The organism is Kitasatospora sp. CB02891 (assembly GCF_002803145.1).
Taxonomy (GTDB): Bacteria; Actinomycetota; Actinomycetes; order Streptomycetales; family Streptomycetaceae; genus Kitasatospora; species Kitasatospora griseola.
This window is the reverse complement of the sequence record NZ_NNBO01000002.1, coordinates 199,686-224,360: the sequence shown is the minus strand read 5'-3', so window position 1 is coordinate 224,360 and position 24,675 is coordinate 199,686. Positions and strand designations below refer to the sequence as shown.

At 74.2% G+C, this 24,675-nt stretch carries 24 protein-coding genes; 8 read left to right on the top strand and 16 right to left on the bottom strand.

Annotation, left to right across the window (positions count from 1 at the left end; genetic code table 11):
• Positions 1 to 11 precede the first annotated feature (11 nt).
• Genes CG736_RS06395 through CG736_RS06380 form a run of 4 tightly spaced genes read right to left on the bottom strand, consistent with a single transcriptional unit; the run spans position 12 to position 2,976 of the window.
• Positions 12 to 629, bottom strand: coding sequence for an ATP/GTP-binding protein (locus CG736_RS06395; protein WP_100585186.1), 618 nt, complete (start codon positions 627 to 629; stop codon positions 12 to 14).
• Entirely contained in the window at positions 610 to 957 is a 348-nt protein-coding gene (locus tag CG736_RS06390) for a DUF742 domain-containing protein (protein WP_043908365.1), read from the bottom strand. Before CG736_RS06390 ends, CG736_RS06395 begins: the two co-directional genes overlap by 20 nt.
• Positions 958 to 970: 13 nt before the next feature.
• Positions 971 to 1,378: a roadblock/LC7 domain-containing protein gene (locus CG736_RS06385; protein WP_083462070.1), complete on the bottom strand. Its 408-nt coding sequence runs from the start codon at positions 1,376 to 1,378 to the stop codon at positions 971 to 973.
• Positions 1,375 to 2,976 carry a sensor histidine kinase gene (locus tag CG736_RS06380; protein WP_198520381.1) on the bottom strand — a complete coding sequence of 534 codons (1,602 nt, stop codon included), beginning with the start codon at positions 2,974 to 2,976 and terminating at the stop codon, positions 1,375 to 1,377. The genes CG736_RS06385 and CG736_RS06380 overlap by 4 nt, the downstream gene beginning before the upstream one ends.
• Positions 2,977 to 3,533: 557 nt before the next feature.
• On the opposite strand from CG736_RS06380, the gene CG736_RS06375 reads away from it, so the two are divergent.
• Entirely contained in the window at positions 3,534 to 5,102 is a 1,569-nt protein-coding gene (locus tag CG736_RS06375) for a CehA/McbA family metallohydrolase (protein ID WP_100585185.1), read from the top strand.
• 182 nt (positions 5,103 to 5,284) lie between these two features.
• Here the strand turns inward: CG736_RS06375 and tyrS are convergent, their stop codons facing one another.
• Both tyrS and CG736_RS06365 read right to left on the bottom strand, forming a co-directional pair.
• On the bottom strand, positions 5,285 to 6,694 hold the full coding sequence (gene tyrS, locus CG736_RS06370; RefSeq protein WP_232733837.1) for a tyrosine--tRNA ligase: 1,410 nt from the start codon (positions 6,692 to 6,694) through the stop codon (positions 5,285 to 5,287).
• 358 nt (positions 6,695 to 7,052) lie between these two features.
• Positions 7,053 to 7,451, bottom strand: coding sequence for a DUF6191 domain-containing protein (locus CG736_RS06365; RefSeq protein WP_157815441.1), 399 nt, complete (start codon positions 7,449 to 7,451; stop codon positions 7,053 to 7,055).
• A gap of 217 nt (positions 7,452 to 7,668) precedes the next feature.
• Between CG736_RS06365 and CG736_RS06360 the strand changes: the two genes are divergently transcribed.
• Positions 7,669 to 8,340: a DUF5995 family protein gene (locus CG736_RS06360; protein WP_100585183.1), complete on the top strand. Its 672-nt coding sequence runs from the start codon at positions 7,669 to 7,671 to the stop codon at positions 8,338 to 8,340.
• Positions 8,341 to 8,390: 50 nt separating this feature from the next.
• On the opposite strand, the gene CG736_RS06355 is transcribed toward CG736_RS06360, so the two are convergent.
• The 4 genes from CG736_RS06355 to CG736_RS06340 form a co-directional block, all read right to left on the bottom strand.
• Positions 8,391 to 9,830 carry a GuaB1 family IMP dehydrogenase-related protein gene (locus tag CG736_RS06355; RefSeq protein ID WP_100585182.1) on the bottom strand — a complete coding sequence of 480 codons (1,440 nt, stop codon included), beginning with the start codon at positions 9,828 to 9,830 and terminating at the stop codon, positions 8,391 to 8,393.
• A gap of 192 nt (positions 9,831 to 10,022) precedes the next feature.
• Positions 10,023 to 10,652 carry a hypothetical protein gene (locus CG736_RS06350; protein WP_100585181.1) on the bottom strand — a complete coding sequence of 210 codons (630 nt, stop codon included), beginning with the start codon at positions 10,650 to 10,652 and terminating at the stop codon, positions 10,023 to 10,025.
• A 56-nt stretch (positions 10,653 to 10,708) separates the two neighbouring features.
• Positions 10,709 to 11,404, bottom strand: a complete 696-nt coding sequence (locus CG736_RS06345; protein WP_100585180.1) for a response regulator transcription factor — start codon at positions 11,402 to 11,404, stop codon at positions 10,709 to 10,711.
• Positions 11,401 to 12,225 (bottom strand): sensor histidine kinase, encoded by an 825-nt coding sequence (locus tag CG736_RS06340; RefSeq protein ID WP_232733836.1) that lies wholly within the window; start codon positions 12,223 to 12,225, stop codon positions 11,401 to 11,403. The genes CG736_RS06345 and CG736_RS06340 overlap by 4 nt, the downstream gene beginning before the upstream one ends.
• Before the next feature lie 140 nt (positions 12,226 to 12,365).
• On the opposite strand from CG736_RS06340, the gene CG736_RS06335 reads away from it, so the two are divergent.
• Entirely contained in the window at positions 12,366 to 13,121 is a 756-nt protein-coding gene (locus CG736_RS06335; RefSeq protein ID WP_100585179.1) for an ABC transporter ATP-binding protein, read from the top strand.
• Positions 13,122 to 13,161: 40 nt separating this feature from the next.
• Positions 13,162 to 15,480 carry an FtsX-like permease family protein gene (locus CG736_RS06330; RefSeq protein WP_100585178.1) on the top strand — a complete coding sequence of 773 codons (2,319 nt, stop codon included), beginning with the start codon at positions 13,162 to 13,164 and terminating at the stop codon, positions 15,478 to 15,480.
• A 94-nt stretch (positions 15,481 to 15,574) separates the two neighbouring features.
• Here CG736_RS06330 and CG736_RS06325 read toward each other — a convergent pair whose 3' ends face one another.
• From CG736_RS06325 to CG736_RS06315, 3 genes are all read right to left on the bottom strand, one after another.
• The gene (locus CG736_RS06325; protein ID WP_232733835.1) at positions 15,575 to 16,150 is read right to left on the bottom strand and encodes a GNAT family N-acetyltransferase; all 576 of its coding nucleotides are present in this window, start codon (positions 16,148 to 16,150) and stop codon (positions 15,575 to 15,577) included.
• A 106-nt stretch (positions 16,151 to 16,256) separates the two neighbouring features.
• Positions 16,257 to 16,901 (bottom strand): response regulator transcription factor, encoded by a 645-nt coding sequence (locus CG736_RS06320; RefSeq protein WP_198520380.1) that lies wholly within the window; start codon positions 16,899 to 16,901, stop codon positions 16,257 to 16,259.
• The gene (locus CG736_RS06315; protein WP_100585176.1) at positions 16,892 to 18,049 is read right to left on the bottom strand and encodes a sensor histidine kinase; all 1,158 of its coding nucleotides are present in this window, start codon (positions 18,047 to 18,049) and stop codon (positions 16,892 to 16,894) included. Before CG736_RS06315 ends, CG736_RS06320 begins: the two co-directional genes overlap by 10 nt.
• A 159-nt stretch (positions 18,050 to 18,208) precedes the next feature.
• Here CG736_RS06315 and CG736_RS06310 point away from each other — a divergent pair, with 159 nt between their 5' ends.
• Positions 18,209 to 18,430 carry a hypothetical protein gene (locus tag CG736_RS06310; RefSeq protein ID WP_100585175.1) on the top strand — a complete coding sequence of 74 codons (222 nt, stop codon included), beginning with the start codon at positions 18,209 to 18,211 and terminating at the stop codon, positions 18,428 to 18,430.
• Positions 18,431 to 18,550: 120 nt separating this feature from the next.
• Here the strand turns inward: CG736_RS06310 and CG736_RS06305 are convergent, their stop codons facing one another.
• Positions 18,551 to 19,210: a DedA family protein gene (locus CG736_RS06305; RefSeq protein ID WP_100585174.1), complete on the bottom strand. Its 660-nt coding sequence runs from the start codon at positions 19,208 to 19,210 to the stop codon at positions 18,551 to 18,553.
• 190 nt (positions 19,211 to 19,400) lie between these two features.
• Positions 19,401 to 20,153, bottom strand: coding sequence for a transglycosylase SLT domain-containing protein (locus CG736_RS35965; RefSeq protein ID WP_157815440.1), 753 nt, complete (start codon positions 20,151 to 20,153; stop codon positions 19,401 to 19,403).
• Positions 20,154 to 20,909: 756 nt separating this feature from the next.
• Here CG736_RS35965 and CG736_RS06290 point away from each other — a divergent pair.
• From CG736_RS06290 to CG736_RS06280, 3 genes are all read left to right on the top strand, one after another.
• The gene (locus tag CG736_RS06290; RefSeq protein WP_232733834.1) at positions 20,910 to 21,851 is read left to right on the top strand and encodes an AEC family transporter; all 942 of its coding nucleotides are present in this window, start codon (positions 20,910 to 20,912) and stop codon (positions 21,849 to 21,851) included.
• Between the two features lie 100 nt (positions 21,852 to 21,951).
• Complete coding sequence (locus CG736_RS06285) at positions 21,952 to 23,451, top strand: SDR family NAD(P)-dependent oxidoreductase (RefSeq protein ID WP_100585170.1); 1,500 nt, start codon at positions 21,952 to 21,954, stop codon at positions 23,449 to 23,451.
• Positions 23,448 to 23,921, top strand: a complete 474-nt coding sequence (locus tag CG736_RS06280) for an NUDIX hydrolase (RefSeq protein ID WP_232733833.1) — start codon at positions 23,448 to 23,450, stop codon at positions 23,919 to 23,921. Before CG736_RS06285 ends, CG736_RS06280 begins: the two co-directional genes overlap by 4 nt.
• Before the next feature lie 76 nt (positions 23,922 to 23,997).
• Here CG736_RS06280 and CG736_RS06275 read toward each other — a convergent pair whose 3' ends face one another.
• On the bottom strand, positions 23,998 to 24,606 hold the full coding sequence (locus CG736_RS06275; RefSeq protein ID WP_232733883.1) for a DUF6348 family protein: 609 nt from the start codon (positions 24,604 to 24,606) through the stop codon (positions 23,998 to 24,000).
• Positions 24,607 to 24,675: the final 69 nt, after the last annotated feature.

The window sequence follows — 24,675 nt, the reverse complement described above, 5'->3', positions numbered from 1 at the left end:
GGTGCGGGGCGTCAGCCGACGGGCTGGGCGGCGAGCTCGTACAGGTAGCGCATCAGGGCCATCAGCACGTCGCGGCTGGACTCCCGGGTGCGGGCGTCGCACTCGACGATCGGGACGTGCGGCGGCAGGTCGAGCGCCGCGCGCAGTTCGTCGAGCGGGTAGGCCGGGGACTCGGGGAAGGAGTTGACGGCGACGACGAACGGCACGCCGCGGGCCTCCAGCCGGCCCAGGACGTCGAAGCTGACCTCCAGACGGCGGGTGTCGACCAGCACGACGGCGCCGAGCGCGCCTTCGAACAGGCCGTTCCACAGGAACCAGAAGCGTTCCTGACCGGGGGTGCCGAAGACGTACAGCACGAGTTCTTCGCTGATGGTGATCCGGCCGAAGTCCATCGCGACGGTGGTGGAGCTCTTGCGTTCCACCCCGGCCAGGTCGTCGATGCCGACGCCGGCCTCGGTCATGGTCTCCTCGGTGGTCAGCGGGCGGATCTCGCTGACCGAGCCGACCAGGGTGGTCTTGCCGACCCCGAAGCCGCCGACGATGACGACCTTGACGGCGGCCGCCACCGTGGCCGGGAGCAGTTCGGCCTCGCGCGGCCCGCGCACCGGCTCAGAGCCGCTGAAGTCCATGGATCACTGCCTCCAACAGGGAAAGGTCGGGAAGGGCTGCCGCCGGGATGGGAGCGCGGGCCTCGATCTTGTGCGTGCCGAGCAGCTCGGACAGCAGAACGATGACCAGGCTGTTCGGCAGGCTCAGGTATGCGGAGATCTCGGCCACCGACAGCGGCGAGCCGCAGATCCGCAGGATCGCCGCGTGCTCGGGCTGCATGGTGGGTTCGGGCCGGGAGCGGGCGACGACCAGCGTGACCAGGTCGAAGTCCGTCACGGCGTGTTGCCGGTCGCGGCCCCGGGTGATCACGAAGAACCGCTCGGGGCCGACCTCTTCCCAGTTGCTCATCGGAGTCCCCGACTCACGCGAGTTGTTCGCCGGTGCGGACGGGTGTGGTGAGGTGCTCGCCGATCCGTGCCACCAGGTCCCGCATCCGTTGGCCGACCAGTCCGGCGTCCACGCCCTCGTCGGCGAGGACCGCGAGGAACGCCCGGGAGCCGGCCGCCATCAGGTAGAAGAAGCCGCCGCCGACCTCGATCACCACCAGTCGCATCCGGCCGTCGCCGTGCGGGAACTCACTGCCGACCGCGTGCGCCAGGCTCTGCAGTCCGGCGCAGGCCGCGGCCAGCCGGTCGGCGGTGTCCGGGTCGGTGCCGTGCTGGGCCAGCCGCAGGCCGTCGGCCGACAGGACGATGGCGTGCCGTGCGTGCGGGACGCTCTCCGCGAGGTCCCTGAGCATCCAGTCCATGTTGGTCCGTTGCTGAATCACTTCTCGCCTTTCCCTGCTGACTCTTCACTGGCGTGGCGGCCGTCCGACGGGTCGCTGGGCGTGCTGCCGTTGACCCCGTCGGTGAACGCGGCCAACCACAGGCCGGGCTGGACCGGTTCGGCGGCGGGCGCGGGCGCCTGCCGTCGGGGGGCCGACCCGCCCGGGCGCAGCGGCGCGGCGTGGCGGCGGCGCTGCGGCAGGCCGTTGGCGGTGCGTTCGGTCACCACCGGGTAGTCGTCCTCGGCCGGGGACGGCGCGGGCACCCGCGGCCGGCTTTCGGCGGGCGGGAAGGCCGCAGCGGCGGCGAATCCGCCGGACGGCGTGTGGGTCGCGGCCGGCTGCTCGGCCGGCGGGCTCCACACCGGGTTCTCGGGGTGCTTGGGGTGCTGCTGGATCACGGACGGGTGGCCGGTGGCCATCCGGCCGATGCCGTGCGCGCGGCTGGGCGCGGGCGCGGTGGTGATGTAGCGCTGCGGGACGATCAGCACGGCGCGCACGCCGCCGTACGCGGACGGGCGCAGCGAGACCTGGAAGCCGTAGGCGCGGGCCAGTCGGCCGACGACCGCGAGGCCGAGCCGCGGGGTCTCGCCGAGGTCGTTGAGGTCGATGCCGGACTGGGCCTCCTCCAGCATCCGTTCGGCGCGGGCCCGGCCCTCCTCGCCGAGGCTGAGGCCGCCGTCCTCGATCTCGATCGCGATGCCGGTCTGCACCTCGACCGCGGTGAGGTGGACGTCGGTCTGCGGCGGCGAGTAGCGGGTGGCGTTGTCGAGCAGTTCGGCCAGCGCGTGGATCAGCGGTTCGACGGCGGGGCCGACGACGGCGACCTCGGAGACCGGGTGCAGTTCGACCCGGCGGAAGTCGAGGATGCGGGAGATGCCGCCGCGCAGCACGCTGAACAGCGGGACGGGACGGCTCCACTGGCGGCCCGGACGGGCGCCGCCGAGCACCGCGATGGAGTCGGCGAGGCGGCCGATCAGCGCGTTGCCGTGGTCGAGGATCAGCAGGTCGTCGAAGACCGCGGGCAGGTCGCCGTGCCTCTCCTCCATCTGCCGCAGGTCGAGGGCCTGGCGGTGGACGATCGCCTGGACCCGGCGGGCGATGTTCACGAACGCGCGCTGGGCGGACTCGCGCATCGCCTCCTCGTTGTCGACGGCGTCGAGGACGGCGCGCAGCACGGCGTGCCGGGCCTCGTGGAAGTCCTCGCCGGCCTCGGCCAGGTGGCGCTGCTCGTAGGAGCGGAGCACGTCGGTGATGAACTCGCCGCGCTGGAGCCGGTCGACCGCCTCGGGCAGTTCGTTCTTGGCCAGGTCGAGCATGCCGGCCTGCTGGCGGGCCAGCCGGGCGCGCAGTTCCTCGCCCTGCCGGGCGCCGTCCGCGAGGGCCTGTTCCAGGGCGCCGCCCCGGTGGGCCGCCGCGAAACCGACCGCCGCCACCGTCAGGGTTCCCACCAGACCGCACAGCAGGATTCCCGAGATCGACTGTCCGGGCCCGGCGGTCTTGGCGAGGGCCACCGTCACGCCGATCACGACCGCGGGCAGCAGGCCGACGAGTACGGCTGCGGGCAGCCGGGTTCCTGGCGACGATCCGGGTCGAAGCATCGGTGTCCTCATACGGTCAAAGGGATGGGAACGCGGGTCCGGGCGGTGCGGCGGGGCCCGGGCGCGAAGCAGCATAGCCGGTGCACGACAGCTCCGACGGTTCGTCAGCATCCCGTTCCACCAGCAGAGTTGTGCCGATCGACGGAGGTGTCGAACACGCGGCGGAAAGGTTCGTGCGCCCCTCGCCGGGGCTCTTAGGCTTGTCGCACCGGGCACCCCACAGCAGCCTCCCGGCCCGGATTCACCCGGACGAGCGGCAGTCGCGGCGTTCCTCGCACGGCAGGCCCTGTGATGGTGCTAGGGCCGCGCTCGAAGACCGACAGCGACACGGCCCGCGCCTCCGGACAGGAGGAACGAGCCTTGAGCGGCATATTACTGACGGATGATCAGTTCGTCATCTTCATGCCGGTCGTTCACGCGACGCACCGAACCTCCGCGCCGGACGTCCGGACGACTTTCACCACCTCTCCGCCCGCCGGTGGGCCGCACCTCACCGCCGGTTCACCCCGCCGGGTAGGCAGCCTTGCGTCCCGCCCGCCGAAGCTCCGGAGGCCGCCGTGCCCGACTCCCAACTCCCCTCGACCGACGGCACGTTGCCCGGCCGTCGCGCCGTGCTGCGCACCGGCCTGGCCACCGGCGCCGTCGCCGCCGCCGGGCTGGCCGGATCCGCCGGGCGGGCGCACGCCGATACGCCCTCCGACGATCAGGTGCTCACGCTCACCGGCCACCTCCCCACCGGCGCACCCGACTTCGTCCACCTTCCCGTCGAAGTGCCGCGCGGTGTGCGGGAGATCGCGGTCTCCTACAGCTACGACCGGCCCGCCGTCCCGCCCGGCACCCCCGGGAACTCCTGCGACATCGGCATCTTCGACGAGCGCGGCACCGCCCTCGGCGGCGACGGCTTCCGCGGCTGGTCGGGCGGCTTCCGCACCGAGTTCAGCCTGTCCCGCGAGGCCGCGACGCCCGGCTACCTGCCCGGGCCGATCAACCCCGGCACCTGGCACGTCGTCCTCGGCCCGTACCAGGTCGCCCCCGTCGGGCTGACCTACACCGTCCAGATCACCCTCCGGTTCGGCGCACCCGGCCCGGCCTTCACCCCCGCCTACCCGCCGGAGCGGGCCCGCGGCCGCGGCCGGGCCTGGTACCGCGGCGACTGCCACCTGCACACGGTGCACTCCGACGGCCGCCGCCTGCCCGCCGAGGTCGCCGCCGGAGCCCGCGCCGCCGGCCTCGACTTCATCGTCTCCACCGACCACAACACCTCTTCCTCGCACGGCAGTTGGGGCCCATTGGCCGGACCCGACCTGCTGATCGTCCCCGGCGAGGAGGTCACCACCCGCAACGGCCACTGGCTGGCCCTCGGACTGGCCCCCGGCCAGTTCGTGGACTGGCGCTACCGGGCCCGCGACGAACAGTTCCCGCGCTTCGCCCGCCAGGTCCACCGGTCCGGCGGCCTGGTCGTCGCCGCCCACCCCTACTGCCCCTACGTCGCCTGCCAGTGGAAGTTCGGCTACCAGGACGCCGACGGCGTCGAAGTGTGGAACGGCCCCTGGACGTACGACGACGAATCCGCCGTCGACACCTGGGACGCCAACCTCGCCACCGCCCTGCGCGAGGGCCGCAACTGGCTCCCCGCCCTCGGCAACAGCGACGCCCACAGCGCCCCGCAGGTCATCGGCGCCCCGCACAACGTGGTCCTCGCCGACGACCTCCACCGCATCGCGATCCTGGCCGGCCTGCGCGCCGGCCGCTCCTGGATCGCCGAATCCGCCGCCGTCCAACTGGAGTTCACCGCCACCGGCCACGGCCGGCAGGCCGGCATCGGCGAGCGCCTCGCCGTCCCCGCCGACGCCCCCGTCGACATCCGACTCGCCGTCTCCGGCGTCCCGAACGGCACCGTCCGCCTGATCACCGACGAGGGCCAACTCCACCAGGAGTCCCTCCCCGCCACCGGCACCGGCACCATCACCTGGCGCACCACCGCCTCCCTGGCCACCTACGTCCGCGCCGAAGTCCGCCACCCCAAGCCCGACGGCACCCCGGGCAAGGGCAACTCCATGGGCCCCGACCTCCCGTGGGGGCCGATGGCGGCACTCACCAACCCGATTGTGCTGCACGTCTCCTGACGCCTCGTCACTTCGACCTACAAGCGGAGGTCGGACGAGGGCGACGTCGCGGCCGAGGCCGGCGGCAGAGCGCCGTCCGGGGCGAGGCAGGCGGAGCGGACGGTCGTCGCCAAAGACATGGTCGCCAGGCGAAGGGTGGTCATCGGGCCCCGCCCTGGGGCCCGATGACACCGCTCCCGGCGCTACGTCAGCTCCACCACCTTCCGCCCGCAGCGCAGGAACACCCGCCGCCGCGCACTCGCGCCCGCCAGCTCGTGGGCACCGAGCACCACCAGCAGGCGCTCGTCGGCGTCGGCGCGGGACAGCGGCATGGTGTGCTGCCCGCCGTCGAGGCGCTCCACCACCAGCTTCAGGCCGCCCGCGTCGGCGACCCGGCGGACCTGGTTGAGGCTCGGCAGCTCGCCGGTGACCTTCACCAGCAGCTCGGCCGGTGTCGCCGCACCGTGCCGGGCCGCGTCCACGGCGGGCAGCGGGCCGGCGTCGGAGAAGCGGCGTTGCGAGAAGCGGGCCCGGAAGGCGTCCCGGGCCGCGAGGGCGGCCGGGGCGCCGTGCACGGTGGCGGTGACGGCGGCGGCCAGCAGGGTCTTCACCGCCATCGGGTGGCGGCGGCCGTCGGCGGCCTGGGCGAGCAGCAACTCGACCTCCTCGTCGAGGAGTTCGGTGAGCAGCCGGAGGTAGTCCGGGAGCAGCCGGTCCGCGCAGGCCATCAGTCGGCCGAACATCTCCTCGGCGGGGAAGGACAGTCCGACGTAGTTGTTCTTGGACTTGCTCATCTTGGCGCCGGTGCCGTCGGTGCCCTCGATCAGGCCCGTCGCGAGCACCACCTCCGGCTGCTGGCCGTGCACCGTCTGCACCCGGCGGCACATCTGGAGGTTCAACAGCTGGTCCAGGCCGCCGAGTTCGATGTCGGCGACCAGCTCGACCGAGTCCAGCGCCATCACCACCGAGTACACCAGCTCGGCCAGCGTCAGCCCGCTGCCCTCGGCCAGCCTGGTCCGGAAGTCCTCCCGCTGCAGCGCCGCGGAGGCGGGCAGCCGGGACAGCACGCCGAGGAAGTCCGGCAGCGTCAACGGGCCCAACCACTCGCTGTTGAAGCGGAATTCGGCCCGCTCGAAGTCGAAGAACGGCCCGACCTGCTCGCGGTAGGTCGCGACATTGCGCGTCACGTCCTCGGCGGTCAGCGGCGGCCGCTCCGCGCTGCGCCCGGACGGGTCGCCGATCCGCGCCGTCACGTCCCCCACCAGGAACACCACCCGGTGGCCCATCCGTTGCAGGCGGCTGGCCAGGATCATCGGCACCGCGTGCCCGAGGTGCACCTCCGCCCCCGTCGGGTCGATCCCGTACTTCACCGTCAACGCCCGCCCCTGCCCTAGCAGTTCGGCCAACTGCCGGTCCCCCGGCAGCACGGCGGCCGCCCGCGCCCCCAGCAGCTCGGCCTGCCGCTCCGGGGCCAGCTCGGAGAGATCCGCGCGCTGCCGCTCCGCCAGCACCTCCAGCAGCCGGCCGAGCGCCGGCCCCTCCCTGAGCTCGTCGTCCTTCTCGATCAGTTCACTCATCAGCTCGATGCTGCGGTCGAATGCGGTGGCGGCCATGGCCATCCTCTCGGGGTACAGGAACAACGGACGATCGGACGCACCCGCCCCGCACAGAAAGCACCACCAAAACGACGACCGCACACCGCACCCGCGCACGGCAGGCAGGTTTCACCACAGGTCGTCCAAGAATCCGGAGGCCCGGCCGCCGCTACTTCAGGCAGGCCGGAGGGCGGTGGGGACCGCCACTAATATCGCTTCACCACGCGAAACCTCCGGGAACAGGAAGCGGCAGCAGCCCCTCGGCTCCACCGCGAGCCCCATCCTGCCTCATCCCCGCACCTGCCCGCACCTGCATTTTCTCCCGCCCACCCGCGAGCGATCAGCGACGCCAGAACGAGAATCGGCAGACGGAGCGTCAACTCCGGTCGACAGTCCGGTGATCGGCACCCGAGCTCCGGTCGGCAGTCCGGCGATCGGCACCCGGTGCCGGCTTCGGCAGCACGATGACGGCGCGGCCCGACCCCAGATCGACGATCGAGCGGGGCGGGGCGGCGTCCCCCTCCTCGTCGCGTCGCATCGCCTCGCCGGAGCGTTCCTCCAACTCGGCCGCCTTGCCGGTGTTCACCGAGCCGGTGAAGACGTCCAGGGCCACGGTGGACGTCGAGGACAGTCCGACGAACCGGCCCGGCCGCCTGCGGTACCGCGCCGGGACCAGGCCCGAGCCGGCCAGCCGTCGCACCACTCGGGAGGCGACCAGGAACATCACCAACGCCAGCGCCAACCCCGGCAGCGTGAGGGAGAACACCAGAACCACCGATCCGCACCCCCGTCCGCACGACCCCTCAAGTCGCGCACCGACCGGCCAACGGCTCGCGCCCGCCCGGGAGTTCCTCGATCACGAACGCCGCGCGGGCCCGCCGCTGCGGCGGCGGGCGGGACACCTCCGCGTGTCTCGTCTTGGCACGCCCCCGGCCCCCTGCCATCGTGGGCACATCATCTGCTTGTCGGTTTGTCACCGAGGGAGGATGCATATGACCGCACCGGTGCTGACGGTGGACCAGGTGGTCGACCGGATGGCGAAGCTGGCGGCCGAGCTGCCCGTCTCGGACGGGGTCGCCGTGTTCAACGCGATGTACCTGACCGTGACCCGCCTGGTCCGCGACCATCTCGCGGTCGCGTACTTCGACGACCCGGCCACCATGGCGGAGCTCGATGCCGTGTTCGCCGCCCGCTACCTGACCGCCGTGGACGACGACCGCGCGGGGCGGCGGCCGGCGGCCTGCTGGCGGCCGCTGTTCGAGCTGCGGGCCGCCGCGAACGTCCACCCGCTGCAGTTCGCGCTCGCCGGAATGAACGCCCACATCGAGAACGACCTCCCGCTCGCCGTCCTCGACACCTGCCGGCTGACCGGCCGCACCCCGGAGCGGCTGCACCCCGACTACCTGCGGATCAACAGCCTGCTGGCCGAGGTGGAGGCCCAGGTCCGCGCCACGCTGCTGCCGCTGCCGTCCGTCGGCGACCCGCTGCTGCACATCCTCGGCGTCTGGAGCATCGACCGGGCCCGCGACGCCGCCTGGGCGTCCGTCCTGGCGCTCTGGGAGCTGCACCGCCTGCCGCCCGCGTACCGCCTGGTCGCCGACGCGCTGTCGGGGTCGGTCGGGATGGTCGGCCGGGCGCTGCTCACCCCGCTCTCCGTCAACTGACGACGAACGGGCGGGCCCCCGCGGAGGGAGCCCGCCCGCAGCAGGGACGGTCAGGCCCAGCTGGAGTGCAGCGGCTTGCCCTCGGCGTAGCCGGCGGCGCTCTGCAGGCCGATGATCGCCTTCTGGTGGAACTCCTCCAGGTCGGCCGCACCGGCGTAGGTGCAGGAGGAGCGGACGCCGGCCACGATCGAGTCGATCAGGTCCTCGACGCCGGGGCGGGCCGGGTCGATGAACATCCGGGAGTGCGAGATGCCCTCCTCGAAGAGGGCCTTGCGGGCGCGGTCGTAGGCGGAGTCGTCGGCGGTGCGGTTGCGCACGGCGCGGGCCGAGGCCATGCCGAAGCTCTCCTTGTACTGGCGGCCGTCGGCGGTGGTCTGCAGGTCGCCGGGCGATTCCAGGGTGCCGGCGAACCAGGAGCCGACCATCACGTTGGACGCGCCGGCGGCCAGCGCCATCGCGACGTCGCGCGGGTGCCGGACGCCGCCGTCGGCCCAGACGTGCTTGCCGAGCCGGCGCGCCTCCGCGGCGCACTCCAGGACGGCGGAGAACTGCGGCCGGCCGACGCCGGTCATCATCCGGGTGGTGCACATCGCGCCGGGGCCGACGCCGACCTTGAGGATGTCCGCGCCGGCCTCGACCAGGTCGCGCACACCGTCGGCGGAGACCACGTTGCCGGCCACGATCGGGACCTGCGGGTCGAGCCCGCGGACTGCGCGCAGCGCGGAGATCATCGACTCCTGGTGGCCGTGCGCGGTGTCCACCACCAGCACGTCGGCGCCGGCCTCCAGCAGGGCCTTGGCCCGGCCGGCGACGTCGCCGTTGATGCCGACGGTGGCGGCGACCCGCAGCCGGCCGGCGTCGTCCACGGCGGGGGTGTAGAGGGTGGCGCGCAGCGCGTTCTTGCGGGTGAGGATGCCCACCAGGGTGCCGTCGGCGGCGACCACGGGGGCGAGCTTGCGGTGCGCCTCGTTGAGGCGGTCGAACGCGTCGCGCGGGTCGATGTCCTGGTCGAGCAGCAGCAGGTCGCGGGACATCACCTCGGAGAGGCTGGTGAACCGGTCCACGCCCTGGCAGTCGCTCTCGGTGACGACGCCGACGGGCTTTCCGCCCTCGACCACGACCAGCGCGCCGTGCGCGCGCTTGGGCAGCAGCGCCAGGGCGTCGGCGACGGTGTCGCCGGGGCCGAGGGCGAGCGCGGTGTCGTGCACCAGGTGACGCTGCTTGACCCAGCCGATCACCTCGGCGACGACGTCGATCGGGACGTCCTGCGGGATGGCGACCAGGCCGCCGCGGCGGGCGACGGTCTCGGCCATCCGGCGTCCGGCAATCGCGGTCATGTTGGCGACGACCAGCGGGATGGTGGTGCCGGTGCCGTCGTGGGAGGAGAGGTCGACGCCCTGCCGGGAGCCCACTGCGGAACGGCTGGGGACCATGAAGACATCGTCGTAGGTCAAGTCGTACGCGGGCTTGAGGTCATTCAGGAAGCGCATGAAGAGGCTCTCTGGCTGGGGGAGGAACGTTTCACCGGGGGTGCGGTACGGCGGTGCCGTGCGGCGCATCTCGGGCGCGCCGCACCCAGCGTTCAATCCTTATGGATTCCCCGATCCAGGGCCAGCTAACGGGCGAATCCTGAAGATCGACACAACCGGAGGTCCGTCCTTCCACAAACGGTTTGGAGGAAGCTACAAGATCGTGGCGGCGAGACGGCGCCCTTCGGCCAGGAACGCCGTGGTCGCCGACAGATCGCCCAGCTCGGCGAGGGTGCGGGCGGCGCCGAACGGGGCGTTCCAGAACGCGCCGCTGCGCGGCGTCGGCGGGCCGACGTACGCGTACGGCTCGGCCAGGAAGTCGTCGCCCGGCGAGAGGCCGTAGTTCACGCCGTCCACCGTCACCGCCAGGTCGAAGTGCTCGGGCCACAGCACCGGATCGGCCTGCGCGAACAGCGCCCGCAGCGCCGCGTCGCCGTGCGCGAAGCAGGCGGCGACGGCGTCCGCGCCCGCCGCGTCCAGCTCCAGCGGCTGGTCGAGCGCCACGCCCGAGCCGTCCCGGTACAGGCCCTCCGGTCGGCCCGCGACGATCCCGACGGCCGCGCCGAGTTCCGCGCAGCTCACCCCCGGAAGGTCCAACGCCCGCCCGGCGGCGATCAGTTGGGCACTGCGGACGCGCAACCGGGGCTCGAAGCGGGTGGCGAACCCGCCGGGATAGGCGCGCAGCCGGACGGTGCCCGCGAGCCGGTACTGCGGACCGGCCAGCAGGTGCTCGGCGACCGCGTGCAGCGCGGTACGGGCCTTGGCGAACCGCTGCGCGTCCATACCGCCATCCTCGCGCGCGACGCGGGCCGTGGCCAGGGGCGACGGTCCCGGATCGGTCACTGTCCCGGCCGGACCAGGCCGGTCTCGTAGGCGAGCACCACCGCCTGGGCCCGGTCGCGGAGGGCGAGCTTGGCGAAGATCCGGGCGACGTGGGTCTTCACGGTGGCCTCGCTCAGCGTCAGCCGCTGGGCCAGTTCGCCGTTGGACAGGCCGCCGCCGAGCATCGTCAGGACCTCCAACTCGCGGGGCGTCAGCGCCGCCAGATCGCGGTGCACGGCCGGGGCGGGATCGGCGGGGTCGGTGCCGAACGGCCGGTCGGCGGCGAAGCGTTCCACCAGCCGGCGGGTGATGGAGGGTGCGAGCAGCGCGTCGCCGGTGTCGACCAGCCGGACGGCGGCGGCCAGGTGAGCGGCCGTCACGTCCTTGAGCAGGAAGCCGCTGGCGCCCAGGGCCAGGGCGGCGTAGACGTAGCGGTCGAGGTCGAAGGTGGTCAGCATCAGCACCCGGCAGCCCGGCTGCCGGGCCAGCACCCGGCGGGCCGCCTCCAGTCCGTCCAGCACCGGCATCCGGATGTCCATCAGCACCACGTCGGGGCGCAGCCGGGCGGCCAGCGCCACCGCCTCGGCGCCGTCGGCGGCCTCGCCGACCACGTCGATGCCGCGGGCGGTGAGGATCAGCCGGAAGCCGGTGCGGATCAGCTCCTGGTCGTCGGCGATCAGCACCCGGGGCGACGGGGCGACGGGCGTGCTCATGCGCCCGCCAGCGGGATCCGGGCGCGCACCCGGTAGCCGCCGCCGAGCCGGTGCCGGGCGTCCAGGTCGCCGCCGTACACCGCGACCCGTTCGCGCAGGCCGAGCAGGCCGCGGCCGGCGCCGTCCGCCCGGCGCCGGGGAGTCGGGGCGGCGCCGTTCAGCACGCTCGGCCCGCTGTTCAGCACCTCCACCCGCAGGCAGCGGTCGGTGTAGCGCACCGTCACCTCGGCCTTTCCGCCGTCGCCGTGGCGCAGCGCGTTGGTCAGCGCCTCCTGCACGATCCGGTAGGCGGCCAGGTCGATGCCGGCGGGCAGCGGGCGCGGCTCGCCGGAGATCCGCACCTCCACCGGCAGCCCGGCGAAGGCGATCCGGTCCACCAGTGCGCCGAGCCCGCGCAGGCCGGGCTGCGGCGCGAGGTCGGTGTCGTCCGGGTCGCTGCCGTCCGCGGCCGGGGCGAGCAGGCCCAGCAGGTGGCGCAGCTGGGTCATGGCGTCCCGGCCCGCGCCCTCGACCGCGCCCAGGGCGTCGGCGGCCGCCGCCGGCATGGTCGCCAGCACTTCGCGGGCCGCACCGGCCTGCACCACCATCAGGCTCACGTTGTGGCTGACGATGTCGTGCAACTCGTGGGCGATCCGGGCCCGTTCGGCGTCGACCGCGGCGCGGGCGGCGCTCTCCCGCTCGCGCTCCAGCAGCCAGCCGCGGTCCTCCAGCGCCTTGCGGTGGCGCCGGCGTTCGCGCAGCAGCGCGACGCCGAGCCAGCCGGCGGCGGCCAGCGCGGTCAGCAGCGCGCCGACCAGCAGACTCCCCCGATACCCGTGCACGGCGTCACTCTGGCAGAGCCGCCGGTGGGCGCGCATCATCCGCCGGGTCCAGCACCGTACATCCCCGGGATGACGGCGGCGCGGGGTTGCATCCGGGGAGGGACGCCGGGGCCCGGCGGGGTCGGGCAGGCTTCGGTGCCATGACGGAACAGGGCAGGCGGGAGGGCGTGGTCGTCCGGTTGGGCGACCTACGCGGGGAACCGGGCAGGCAGGGGGAGGTGGTCGTCCGACTGGACGGCGTGCGCAAGGAGTTCGGCGAGACCGCCGCACTGGACGGGGTCTCGTTGGAGATCCGGGCCGGCGAGGCGGTGGCGGTGATGGGGCCCTCGGGCTGCGGCAAGTCCACGCTGCTCAACATGGTGGCCGGGCTGGACCGGCCGAGCGCGGGCCTGGTGGAGGTGAACGGCGAGGACCTCGGCCGGCTGACCGAGACCGGGCTGGCGCTGTACCGGCGCCGCCGGATCGGCATGGTCTTCCAGTTCTTCAACCTGATCGACGACCTGCCGGCGCTGGACAACGTGGCGCTGGCCGCCCAGTTGACCGGCAGCTCGGCCGCGCAGGCCCGGCGGCGGGCGCTGGAGCTGCTGGACGAGCTCGGCATCGCCGACCGCCGCGCGGTGTACCCGGCCGCGCTCAGCGGCGGCGAACGCCAACGGGTGGCGGTGGCACGGGCCTTGATGAACCGTCCGGCGCTGCTGCTCGCGGACGAGCCGACCGGTGCGCTGGACAGCCGGGCCGGCGAGCAGGTGATGGACCTGCTGATCGACCTCAACCAGATCGGGCAGACCCTGCTGATGGTCACCCACGACCAGCGCCTGGCCACCCGCTGCGCCAGTCGGCTGATCGAGCTGGCCGACGGCAAGGTGGCCCGCGAGAGCGCCCTGGAGCGGCCATGAGCACGCACAACTCCGGTACGACGCAGGAAGGGTGGGCCGGATGAGCGCCGTCTGGCAGGCGTCCCGCGCCGCCGTGAGACGCCGCCGCCTGCAGACCTTCGTGATCGGCCTGGTGGTCTTCCTCTCCGCCACCACCCTGGTGGTCGCGCTCGGGCTGATCGACGCGGCCGGCGCCCCGTTCGACAAGGCCTTCGGCGCCCAGCACGGCGCCCACCTGACCGCCGTCTTCGACCCGGCCAAGGTCACCGAGGACCGGCTCGTGGAGACCGCGAAGCAGCCGGGCACCACCGCCGCGGGCCCGTTCGGCCAGACCCACGTGGACCTGGAGGACCCGACCGGCGACCTGCCGGAGCAGTCCGCCACCCTGGTCGGCCGGGCCGACCCGGGCGGGCCGGTGGACCGGCTGGAGGTCTGGAAGGGCCGCTGGGCCACCGCGCCCGGCGAACTGGTGCTCGCCCTGCCCCGTGGCGCCCGACCGCCGGACACCCTGATCGGCTCCACCCGCACGGTGGCCGGCCGCGGCAGCCTCACCGTGGTCGGCGTGGCCACCAGCGTGACCGGCTCCGCCGACGGCTGGGTGACGCCCGCCCAGCTGACCGCGCTCCACCCCACCGCCGTCCAGGTGCTCTACCGCTTCTCCCGCGCCGGCTCGACGACCGAACTGGACGCCGCCCGGGAGGCGGTCACCCGGCAGCTGCCGCCCGGCTCGCTGGTCGCGGGGCTGTCCTGGCTGAAGGTGAAGGAGCAGGTCGGCCGCGGGGCCACGCTCTTCGTCCCGCTGCTGATGACCTTCGGCGTCGTCGGCCTGGTCGTGGCCGTGCTGATCGTCGGCAACGTGATCGGCGGCGCCGTGGTCTCCGGCTTCCGGCACATCGGCGTGCTGAAGGCGATCGGCTTCACCCCGAACCAGGTGGTCGCCGTCTACCTGACGATGCTCTCCGTACCGGCCGTGGTCGGCTGCGTGCTCGGCACCGTGGCCGGCAACCTGGCGGCCGTCCCGCTGGTCACCCTGTCGCTGCGCGGCGTCGGCGGCTCGGCCTACGTGATCAGCCCGTGGACGGACGCCGTCACCCTGCTCGGCCTGCCCGCCGTGGTGGTGCTGGCCGCGCTGGTCCCGGCGATGCGCGCCCACCGGCTCTCCGCGGCCCGGGCGATCAGCGCGGGCAGCGCGCCGCGCACCGGCCGGGCGCTGCGGATCCAGCGCCGCCTGGCCGGCGCCCGGCTGCCGCGCTCCGTCAGCCTCGGCCTGGGCCTGCCGTTCGCCCGGCCCGGCCGCACCGCGCTGACCCTGGCCGCCGTGATCCTCGGGTCCGCCGCCGTCACCCTGACCACCGGGCTGACGAGCACCATGACCGCGTACGGGGACGCGGTGGAGCACGCCGGGCAACGACAGGTCGAGATCGACTCCGGCCAGCGCCGGATGAACCGGACCGCGCCGAACCTGGCCAACCCCGAGATCGAGGCGAAGCTGCGCCAACTGCCCGGCGTGGAACGGGTGATGACCGACTCCTACCTGATGGCGCAGCTGGTCGGCGACCCGCAGCCGGTCATCGTGAACGCGATGCGCGGGGACTCCGGGCAGCTCGGTCCGCTGCTCCTCAAGGGCCGCTGGTTCGCCGGCCCCGGCGAACTCGTCGCCTCGGCCGGCTTCCTGCACCAGCACGGGTTCGCCGTCGGCGACCGGCTGACGCTCGCCGTGGGCGACCGGCAGGGCGAGCTGACCGTCGTCGGCTCCTGCCTGATCTCCGCGCCCGACCTGGTGTTCGCCGACTGGCAGGGACTGCAGGCGATCGCCCCGGACAGCAAGTCGCTCGACCGGTCCCCGCAGTACGTCGTCCGGCTCGCGCCCGACGCCGACCCGGCCGCCTTCAAGACCGCCGTCAAGGCCGTCGACCCCGGGCTCTACCCGAACGCCGGGACGACCGTCAACGCCGGTTCGGTGGCGGTGATCAGCACCTCCGGCATCCTCACCCTGCTGCTCGGCGCCGTCACCGCGCTCGGCGTCTTCAACACCGTGGTGCTCAACACCCGGGAACGCCGCCGCGACCTCGGGGTGTTCAAGGCGATCGGCATGACGCCCCGGCAGGTGACACTGATGATGGTCACCTCGATGGCCGCGGTGGGCCTGGTCGGCGGACTGGTCGGACTGCCGCTCGGCGTGCTCGCCCACCGCCTGCTGGTGAGGGGCACCTTCGGCCTCGCCGGGATCGAGCTCCCCGACCGGATGATGCACGTCTGGTCGCCCGCCACGTTGGCCGCGCTCGGCCTCGCGGGCATGCTCATCGCGGCGGCGGGCGCGCTGGCACCGGCCCGCTCGGCGGCCCGACTGACCGTCGCCGAGGTGCTGCGCAGCGAGTGAGCGCCTCCCGGTCCCGGCGGCGGCCGCCGGGACCGGGAGCGGGCTGCGGCCCCGGTCGGGGTGGGCACCGCCCCGCCGGTCGGATCACGGGCTCTCAGCGCGGGTCCCTGCGCATGCACCAGGTGCGCGGGCCGCCGCCGGGGAGCCGGACCTCGGCGGTGACCCGGAAGCCCAGGCGCTCGTAGAACCGCACGTTCGCCTCACTGGAGGTCTCCAGGAACGCCGGACATCCGGCGCGCCCGGCCTCCTGAATGCCGGGAAGCAGCACTGCGCTGCCGAGGCCCTTCCCCTGGACCTCGGGGGCGGTCGCCACGGTCTCCAGGAACCATCCCGGTTCCCGGGGCCGGTACGGGGCCATGGCCTCGTCCGCAGCGACCGAAGCGGCCATCCGGTCGCCGCTGAGTTCGCCGAGGATCGGCCCGAGCTCGTCGAGGACGGGCGACGGGTCCTGGCCGGGGACGGCCCAGACGGCCACGGCGCGGCCCTCCTCGGCGACCCAGACCCGGCCGTACACCATGCCGATACGCGTCAGGCACAGCTCCTGGTAGCGCCGGATCCGCTCCTCGTGACCGTCCGCCGCGATCACGTGCCGCGTGAAGGGGTAGTCGGCGAAGGCCCGGGCGAGGGTGTCGACCGCAGTGGGGACGTCGCCATCGGAGATGGGACGCACGGATAGCGCGTTCCGGGACGTTTTCACCGTTCGATCCTGACAGCGGGCCGGTTCCTCGACAAACGATTTCGGCCGGACGCCCGGCGGCGTCGGGCGCGGCCGCTCGTCACGCCCCGAGGTAGCGCAGCACGGCCAGCACCCGGCGGCTGTACCCGGCCGTGCGGGGCAGGTCGAGCTTGTCGAACAGGGCGTTCAGGTGCTTCTCGACGGCGCTCAGCGACAGGTGCAGGCGCTGGGCGATCGCGGCGTTGGTGTGGCCCTCGGCGAGCGCCTCCAGCACGGTGCGCTCGCGCGGGGTGAGCCGGGCCAGTGGGTCGGCGTGCTCGGTGCGCACCACCAGGCGGCGGACCACCTCGGGGTCGATCACCGCACCGCCGGAGCCGACCCGGGTGAGCGCGTCCAGGAACTCCTCCACCTCGGCCACCCGGTCCTTGAGCAGGTACCCGACCCGCTCCGCGCCGGACGCCAACAGCTGGGCGGCGTAGCCGCGTTCGATGTGCTGGGAGAGCACCAGCACGCCGACCTCGGGCCGGCTCTCCCGGATCCGCACCGCGGCCCGCACCCCCTCGTCGGTGTGCGTGGGCGGCATCCGGATGTCGACCACCACCACGTCCGGCGGCTCCGCGTCCACCGCGGCGAGCAGCGCCTCGGCGTCGCCGACGGCGGCCAGCACCTGGTGGCCCTCCTCGGCGAGCAGCCGGACCAGGCCCTCCCGCAGCAGCGTCGAGTCCTCGGCGACGATCACCCGCATGGCAGCTCCGCAGTGACGACGGTGGGGCCCCCGGCGGGGCTGTGGACGTTCAAGGTCCCGTCGAGCGCGGCGACCCGGCCGCGCAGCCCCGACAGGCCGCCGCCCGCCGGATCCGCGCCGCCCCGCCCGTCGTCCTCGACCCGGACGGTCAGCCGCTCGCCGTCCCGCTGCACGGCGACCTCGATCGCCCCGGCGGCGGAGTGCTTGGCGGCATTGGTGACGCACTCGCTGACCACGAAGTACGCGGCGGTGAGCACCGGCCCGGGCAGCGTCCCGCCCACCCGGTGACGCACCCGCAACGGGATCGGGCAGCGCTCGGCGAGACCGGTCAGCGCCTCGTCCAGGCCCAGGGTGTCCAGCGCGGACGGGTAGACCCGCCAGGCGACCTCGCGCAGCTCCGTGAGCACCTCGGCGGCCTCCCGGTGCGCCTGCCGCAGCAACTCGTCGGTCCGCTGCGGGTCCCCGCCGCGCCGGGCCCGGCCCAGCAGCAGCCGCAGCGCGACCAGCCGCTGCTGGACGCCGTCGTGCAGATCGCGCTCGATCCGCCGCCGCTCGGCGTCCACGGCGTGCAGCACGGCGGCCCGGCTGTCGGCGAGCTCGGCGATCCGCCGGCGCAGCAGCTCGGCCTCGGACGGGCCGAAGCACTCCCGGGCCAGCCGCGCGTCCAGCTCGGCCAGCGAGGCCAGGCCCTGCACGGCGAGGAACAGCAGGACGCCCCCCAGCAGCACCTGCCCGAGCAGATCCGCGACGCTCAGCGTGCCGCGCAGCACCCCCGCCGCGAGCAGCGCCACCAGCACCGCCCCGAACCCGATCAGGCCCAGCACCAGGCCCGCCACCAGCCCGACGCCGGTCCGCCGGGCCAGGTACCGCAGCACCTTCCGGCCGTCGGCCCGGTAGTGCTCGGGGAACCGGTCCCCGAACCACGCCACCCGCCGGGCCCGCTCCACGCCGGCCAGCCGGACGACGCCGCCCTGCCACGCGGTCCGGGCCCGCGCCCCCGTGCCCGGCCAGGGCAGCAGCGGCCCCAGCACCGCACCGGCCAGCACCAGGTACAGCGCGGCGAACGGCGCGGTCAGCATCCCCAGCAACCCGCCGACGGCCCGGCGCGGCACGGGAACGGCCTCCGTCACGATCGGTTCCTCCCCCATGGAACGAGAGCCTACTGTCCGTCATGATCGGTCGTCGGTCGACGACTTGACGCATCGCCGAGCAGGACCCGCCGCCGGCGGTGCCCGGGCTCCGCCCGCCGCCGGACGCGCGCGAAATCCGGTGGCCGCCGTCCCCGCCGCGTCCCTAGGGTCGCCGCCATGGCGTACAACACTGTCGACCCGGCGACGATGACACCGGAGATGGCGGCGCAGATCCGCACCTGGCGCTGCGACGAGGACTACAGCCGGCGCGCCGTGGCCCGGGCCGCGACCGACCTGTGGGGCTCCGACTGGGGCAGCAACCAGCTCTACGGCGAGGACCTCTGCACGGCCGCGGCGAAGCTGCTGGGCGAGAACATCGACCGGGAGCCGTGGAACTGAACGGCCGCGTCCCGGATCCGGTGAGCGGACCGGACACCGGCGGCTCCCCGTGAGCGACCGCCCGTCGTCGTCCCCCGACCTGCCGCGACGGCGTCCGCCGCAGGCCCGGCGCCCGGCCGTTCAGCGGGCCCGGCGGTGCCGGGAGTCGCGGCTGCGAAGGCGCAGGCCCAGGTAGACCGCGATGGCGATCAGGGCGAGGACCAGGACGGTCTTGGAGAAGATGCCGACGTAGCCCTCGACCACGTCCCAGCGGTCGCCGAGGACGTAGCCGGCCATCACCAGCACGGTGTTCCAGGCGAGGCTGCCGACGGCGGTGAGGGCGGTGAAGCGGGCCAGGGCCATCCGTTCGACGCCGGCGGGGACGGAGATCAGGCTGCGGAAGATCGGCACCATCCGGCCGAGCAGGACGGCCTTGGTGCCGTGCCGGGCGAACCAGGCTTCGGTGCGCTCCAGGTCGGAGACCTTGACGAGCGGGAGCCGGGCCCAGATCGCGTGCATCCGGTCGCGGCCGAAGACCGCGCCGAGCAGGTAGAGGGCGAGCGCGCCCGCCACCGAGCCGGCGGTGGTCCAGCCGAGGGCGGACAGCAGGCTGAGGGTGCCGCGGCCGGCCGCGAAACCGGTGAGCGGCAGGATCACCTCGCTGGGCAGCGGCGGGAACAGGTTCTCCAGGGCGATGGCGAGGCCGGCGCCGGGTCCGCCGAGGGTGTCGACCAGGCCGGCCGCCCAGCCGGCGACGCCGTCGGTGGGCGTCTGTGCGGTCGCCAGGGAAATGAGCTGCATGACCGGGATCTCCTCGGATGGGCACTCCCCCGGGCGGTTCTCCCGGGGGCGTCACTCATCCTGGAATCCGCAGCTCAGCGGCGGTACGCGGTTTCCCACCCAGCCGGATTACGGGTTTCCGCACCCCCCGGACACGCCGCGGCCCCCGGTGGAGGAGCTCCACAGGGGGCCGGGTGGCGGACGAGGCGACTTAGTAGCCCCGCCAGTAGGCGCCGTAGCCACGGGCGGCGGCCATGTTGTCCATGGAGCCGTAGCGGGCGTCGCAGTAGCGCGAGCTGGCGATCAGGTTGTCGACGGGGTTCCGGATGTCGGTGTGACCGGGCAGCGCGTAGGCGCGGAAGGTCGGCTGGATCATCTGGGTCAGGCCGATCGACGGGGTGCCGTTCTTGGCGTTGATGTCCCAGTTGTTGATCGCGTTCGGGTTGCCCGAGGACTCGGCGATCGCCGCGGCGCGCATCGCCTTCGCCGACGGGACGGGCTTGCCGGCGGCGGCCAGCACGTCACGGGCCTCGGCGATCCAGCCGTCCAGGTTGTTCGCGTAGGTCGGCTTGGCGGGCGCCGGCGCGGGCTCCGGGGCCGGAGCCGGGGCCGGGGCGGGGGCAGGCGCGGGCTCGGGCGCGGGGGCCGGCTCGGGCTGCGGCTGCGGCTCGGGCTGGGGCTGGGGCTGCTCGGCGGGCTGCGGCTGCTCCTGCGGCTGCTGCTCCGGCTGGGTCTGCGGCTGCTGCTGGTCCTGCGGCTGCTGCTCGGCGTTCTGGCCGTCGGTGGCGACCGCCGCGGTCTCGGCCTTGGCCGGCGCCGGGGAGGCGACCGCCTGGCTCATGGGCAGCAGGGCGCCGACGGCGATGGCGCCGGCCAGGCCCACGCCGAGGAAGGCGTCGGGCATCCGGTGGTGGCCCATCCGGATCTGCGGCAGTCGGCCGAGATTGGTCTTGATGCGTCGCATGTCGAGTACCTCCGAGAGTCGTGTTCCAGGTCACGCCGCACCCGGGTTGGACATGGCGGAACTCCGCGGTACTGCGGGGTTCCTCGGCCCGGGACGGCCGGCCCGGCGGCTCGTGCTCACCGGGGACGCGGCGCCGCACTGGTGTGTGGCGGTCTGCTGCGTCGTGAAGCCCCGTGAGCATCGGAACGGCTCGGGGCACAACCACGACATTGCCTGAGCCCCCAACCCAGCGGCAAACACCCCGAAATGGGGCACCTCGGACCTGTCGACCAGCCTGCTTCCCTTGCGCGACAAGGGATCTGGCGGCCCGCCGGGGCCGACTTTCCCAGCTGCTTATGAGGAGGCTCACAGGCTGCTCCCAGGAAGCGCCAACCCCGCCCGGCGGCACGGAATTTGGGCCCGCGCCCAAGCGCGACAAGGCCTCCGGGCCACCCCGGGCCCGCCGCCGGACCGCATCCGCCCGGCCCGCCCTGTGACCCCGGCCACCGGCCGTCCGCTGTGGCCCGGCTCTCACCCCGGCCACCCCCCGCAGCCGCCCCGCCACCCGCCGCGCCCGACCTGTGACGGGGGCCACCGCCGACCCCCGCGAACGCCCCCGCCCGCCTGTGGCCCGGGCCACCCGCACCGCCGCCGCCCGCCTGTGGCCCGGACCACCCGCACCGCCGCACCGCCCCCGCCCACCTGTGACCGGGGCCACCCGCCGACCCCGGCGAACGACCGTTCGGGCACGCCTGGTTGACTGCGGCGGGAGGTCAGGTGGAAGCGTTGGTCGCGGCGTTCGCGCCGATCTGGGTGCTGACGGCGGTCGGCTGGGCAGCCGGGCGGACCGGGCTGCTGGGCGGGGACGCCGAGACGGTGCTCGGCCGTTTCGTGTTCCACGTGGCGATGCCGGCCGCCCTGTTCACGGTGGTGGCCCGCACCGATCTGGCGGGGTTCGCCAACACCTCGATGCTGGCGTTCGCCGCCGGGACGCTGGTCGCCTCGCTGCTGGGCCTGCTGGCGGGCCGCCGCCTGTTCCCGCGCGGGTCCGCCGAGCGGACGGTGGCGGTGATGGCGGCGGGCTACGTGAACTCGGGCAACCTCGGCATCCCGGTGGCCGCGCAGGTGCTCGGCGACGCGTCCTTCGTCGCGCCGGTGCTGCTGTTCCAGGTGCTGCTGGTGACCCCGGTCATGCTGGCGCTGCTGGACGCGGCCACCGGCTGCGCCGCCCGCCCGGCCGAGCGGCTGCGCCGGCTGGCGCTGCTGCCGCTGCGCAACCCGGTGATCCTCGGCGCGGGCCTGGGCGCGCTGTTCTCGGCGGCGCACTGGCGGCTGCCCGGCCCGCTCGCGCACCCGGTGGACCTGCTGGGCGGCGCGGCCGTCCCCGCCGCGCTGGTCACCCTCGGCCTGTCCCTGCACACCCCGCCCGGCGCGGCCCCGCAGCGCCCGGACCGCGCCGAGCTGGCCGTCACGGTGCTGCTGAAGACCGCCGTCCAGCCGCTGGCCGCGCTGGCGGTGGGCGCGCTGCTGCTGCACCTGCCGGGCCCGCAGCTGCTGGCGGTGGTGCTGCTGTCGGCGCTGCCGACCGCGCAGAACGTGTACGTGTACGCGCGGCTGTACGGGGCGGCGCCGGTGCTGGCGCGCTCCTCGGTGCTGATCTCCACGGTGCTGTCGATGCTCACCCTGTCGGGCATCGCCTGGGCGCTGGGCGGACGTTGACCGTCGACCGCCTGTGCGGCAGGTCACAGGCTTCGCCCCGGCCCGGCCCGCTCACGTAGAGTTCGCCGGTATCCATGGGGAGATAGAGGAAGCATCCGCAGTGACGAACGCGCAGACCCAGCCGGCCACCGAACCGGTCGAGGACGACATCGACTACGGCAAGGGCATCGACCCCGAGCGGCTTGAGCTGTGCCTGAGCGTGATCGCCGAGCTGGACGAGATCCACGTGGACCACCCGGACGCGATCCGGATCCGGATGGCCGTCGGCGGGATCTTCCGCACTCTCAAGCAGCGCCGCCGGCAGGAGACCCGGGCCCGCAAGACCGCCAACGACCGCGCGGTGACGTCCAGGACCGCGACCGGCGCGCCGGGCCGGATCGACGACGAGACGGCGGGTGCGTTCGGACTGACCACCGAGACCACCACCGAGCTGGCGGGGATCCTGGAGCGGGCCCGCTCCTGCTACATGTGCAAGCAGCGGTACACCGAGGTGGACGCGTTCTACCACCAGCTGTGCCGCAACTGCGCCGCGCTCAGCCGGCAGCGCCGGACCGCCCGCGCCGACCTGACCGGCAAGCGCGCGCTGCTCACCGGCGGCCGCGCCAAGATCGGCATGTACATCGCGCTGTGCCTGCTGCGCGACGGCGCGCACACCACCATCACCACCCGCTTCCCGAACGACGCGATCCGCCGCTTCTCGGCGATGCCGGACAGCGCCGACTGGATCCACCGCCTGAAGGTGGTCGGCATCGACCTGCGCGACCCGGCGCAGGTGATGGCGCTGGCCGACGAGGTCGCCGCGGACGGCCCGCTGGACATCCTGATCAACAACGCCGCGCAGACCGTGCGCCGCTCCCCCGCCGCGTACCGGGAGCTGCTCGCCGCCGAGTCGGCGCCGCTGCCCGCCGGGGCGCTGCCCGCGTCCACGGTGATCGGCCGGTTCGGCTCCGGCGCGGTGGACGTGCCGGCGCTGCCCGGGCAGAGCCGCAACGAGCAGCCCGTGGTGAGCGCCGAGGAGGTCACCGCGCTGGCGCTGGTGACGGGCTCGGCCTCGCCGGAGCGGATCGCCGCGGGCACCGCGATCGACGCCGGCGGCCTGGTGCCGGACCTGGCGGACACCAACAGCTGGGTGCAGACCGTCTCCGAGGTCGGCCCGATCGAGCTGCTGGAGGTGCAGCTCTGCAACTCCACCGCCCCGTTCATCCTGATCAGCCAGCTGCGCCCGGCGCTGGCCGCGTCCCCGGCGCGCCGCAAGTACGTGGTGAACGTGTCCGCGATGGAGGGCGTGTTCGACCGCGGCTACAAGGGCGCCGGCCACCCGCACACCAACATGGCGAAGGCCGCGCTGAACATGCTGACCCGCACCAGCGCGCAGGAGATGTTCGAGACCGACGGCATCCTGATGACCGCCGTCGACACCGGCTGGATCACCGACGAGCGCCCGCACCCGGACAAGATGCGCCTGCACGAGGAGGGCTTCCACGCCCCGCTCGACCTGGTGGACGGCGCGGCCCGGGTGTACGACCCGATCGTCCGCGGTGAGCTGGGCGAGGACCTGTACGGTTGCTTCCTGAAGGACTACCAGAAGGGCAAGTGGTGACGGACGCTCAACTCCCGGTCGGTCCGCACTCCCTGCCGCCGCTGGTCGGCGCGGGCGTGATCGTGCCGACCGGGGACGGCCGGGTGCTGATCGGACGGCGCACCACGGCCGGCGAGCCGCCGACCTGGAGCCTGCCGGGCGGCAAGGTCGACCACCCCGGCGAGTCGTTCGAGCAGGCCGCGGCCCGCGAGTTGGCCGAGGAGACCGGCATCGTGCTGCCCGCCGGGCAGATGCGGGTGCTGGCGGTGCTGCTCGACCACGAGCTGGGCCGGACCAGGGTGACGGCGGCGGTGCTGGCCCCGCCGAGCCTGGCCGAGGCGCTGGTCACCGAGCCGCACGCGTGCGCCGGCTGGGAGCGCGTCCCGGTGGACGCGCTGCCCGAGCCGATGTTCTACCCGTCCGCCCAGGTGCTGGCCGCCTGGCTGCCCGAGTACCGCGCCCCGGGCGGCACCTGGCGCTACCCCGCCTGACGGCCGCCACGGCCGCCTGACGGGCCGTCACGCCGCTCTGGCGGGTGGGGTGCCACCGCCTGTCCGGCGGGCGCCCTCAGGCCCGCCTGGCGGCCCGCAGCGGGACGCCGCGGCCCGTGCCCTCCCGCCGCACCAACAGGATGAAGGTCCGGGCCCAGGCCCGGCCGCCGGTCACCCGCGGCCAGTCCAGCCCGGCGAGCGCCGCGGACGCGGCGGCGTGCGGTGCGCCGTTCACCCGGACTTCGGCGGTCTGCTCGCCGTCCCCGCCGCCGAACAGCACCTTGATGCCGACGAGTTGGTCCCGGCCGAGGTCGCCGCCCAGCGCGGGGGCGAGGGCCGGCGGCAGCGGGTTGCGCACCAGCCAGTCCTGGACGGCGTGGTAGCGGGCGCCGGTGCCCCAGCCGACCACGCCACCGTGGATGGCGTGCCAGCCGGGCATGCCGTCCGGGTCGCGCGGGTCGAGGTGGCCGGCGAACCGGCCGTTGTGGGCGACGAGTTCGATCAGCGAGACGCCGGTGGTGGCCGCCCACACCTCGATGCCGCGGCGCACCGGGTCCCGGTCGCCGTCGCCGATGCCGGTCACGCAGTCCCGGACGGCCGTCTCCGGACGGTCACGGTCCGCGAGGAACACCAAGTCCAAATGGTGCGGATGCGGATCGTCCGATTCTGCGAGTCGGACCGCCATGCCTCCCGGCCCCCGGACCTCGACCCCGCCCTCCCCCTCGACCCGCCACGGCTCGCCGTGCAGTGCCGA

What these genes read in the sequence shown, in the direction of transcription:
- CG736_RS06395 (WP_100585186.1), bottom strand. Translation starts at nt 629, where the DNA reads ATGGACTTCAGCGGCTCTGAGCCGGTGCGCGGGCCGCGCGAGGCCGAA.
- CG736_RS06390 (WP_043908365.1), bottom strand. Translation starts at nt 957, where the DNA reads ATGAGCAACTGGGAAGAGGTCGGCCCCGAGCGGTTCTTCGTGATCACC.
- CG736_RS06380 (WP_198520381.1), bottom strand. Translation starts at nt 2,976, where the DNA reads ATGCTTCGACCCGGATCGTCGCCAGGAACCCGGCTGCCCGCAGCCGTA.
- tyrS (WP_232733837.1), bottom strand. Translation starts at nt 6,694, where the DNA reads ATGGCCGCCACCGCATTCGACCGCAGCATCGAGCTGATGAGTGAACTG.
- CG736_RS06360 (WP_100585183.1), top strand. Translation starts at nt 7,669, where the DNA reads ATGACCGCACCGGTGCTGACGGTGGACCAGGTGGTCGACCGGATGGCG.
- CG736_RS06355 (WP_100585182.1), bottom strand. Translation starts at nt 9,830, where the DNA reads ATGCGCTTCCTGAATGACCTCAAGCCCGCGTACGACTTGACCTACGAC.
- CG736_RS06350 (WP_100585181.1), bottom strand. Translation starts at nt 10,652, where the DNA reads ATGGACGCGCAGCGGTTCGCCAAGGCCCGTACCGCGCTGCACGCGGTC.
- CG736_RS06345 (WP_100585180.1), bottom strand. Translation starts at nt 11,404, where the DNA reads ATGAGCACGCCCGTCGCCCCGTCGCCCCGGGTGCTGATCGCCGACGAC.
- CG736_RS06335 (WP_100585179.1), top strand. Translation starts at nt 12,366, where the DNA reads ATGACGGAACAGGGCAGGCGGGAGGGCGTGGTCGTCCGGTTGGGCGAC.
- CG736_RS06330 (WP_100585178.1), top strand. Translation starts at nt 13,162, where the DNA reads ATGAGCGCCGTCTGGCAGGCGTCCCGCGCCGCCGTGAGACGCCGCCGC.
- CG736_RS06320 (WP_198520380.1), bottom strand. Translation starts at nt 16,901, where the DNA reads ATGCGGGTGATCGTCGCCGAGGACTCGACGCTGCTGCGGGAGGGCCTG.
- CG736_RS06315 (WP_100585176.1), bottom strand. Translation starts at nt 18,049, where the DNA reads ATGGGGGAGGAACCGATCGTGACGGAGGCCGTTCCCGTGCCGCGCCGG.
- CG736_RS06310 (WP_100585175.1), top strand. Translation starts at nt 18,209, where the DNA reads ATGGCGTACAACACTGTCGACCCGGCGACGATGACACCGGAGATGGCG.
- CG736_RS06305 (WP_100585174.1), bottom strand. Translation starts at nt 19,210, where the DNA reads ATGCAGCTCATTTCCCTGGCGACCGCACAGACGCCCACCGACGGCGTC.
- CG736_RS35965 (WP_157815440.1), bottom strand. Translation starts at nt 20,153, where the DNA reads ATGCGACGCATCAAGACCAATCTCGGCCGACTGCCGCAGATCCGGATG.
- CG736_RS06275 (WP_232733883.1), bottom strand. Translation starts at nt 24,606, where the DNA reads ATGGCGGTCCGACTCGCAGAATCGGACGATCCGCATCCGCACCATTTG.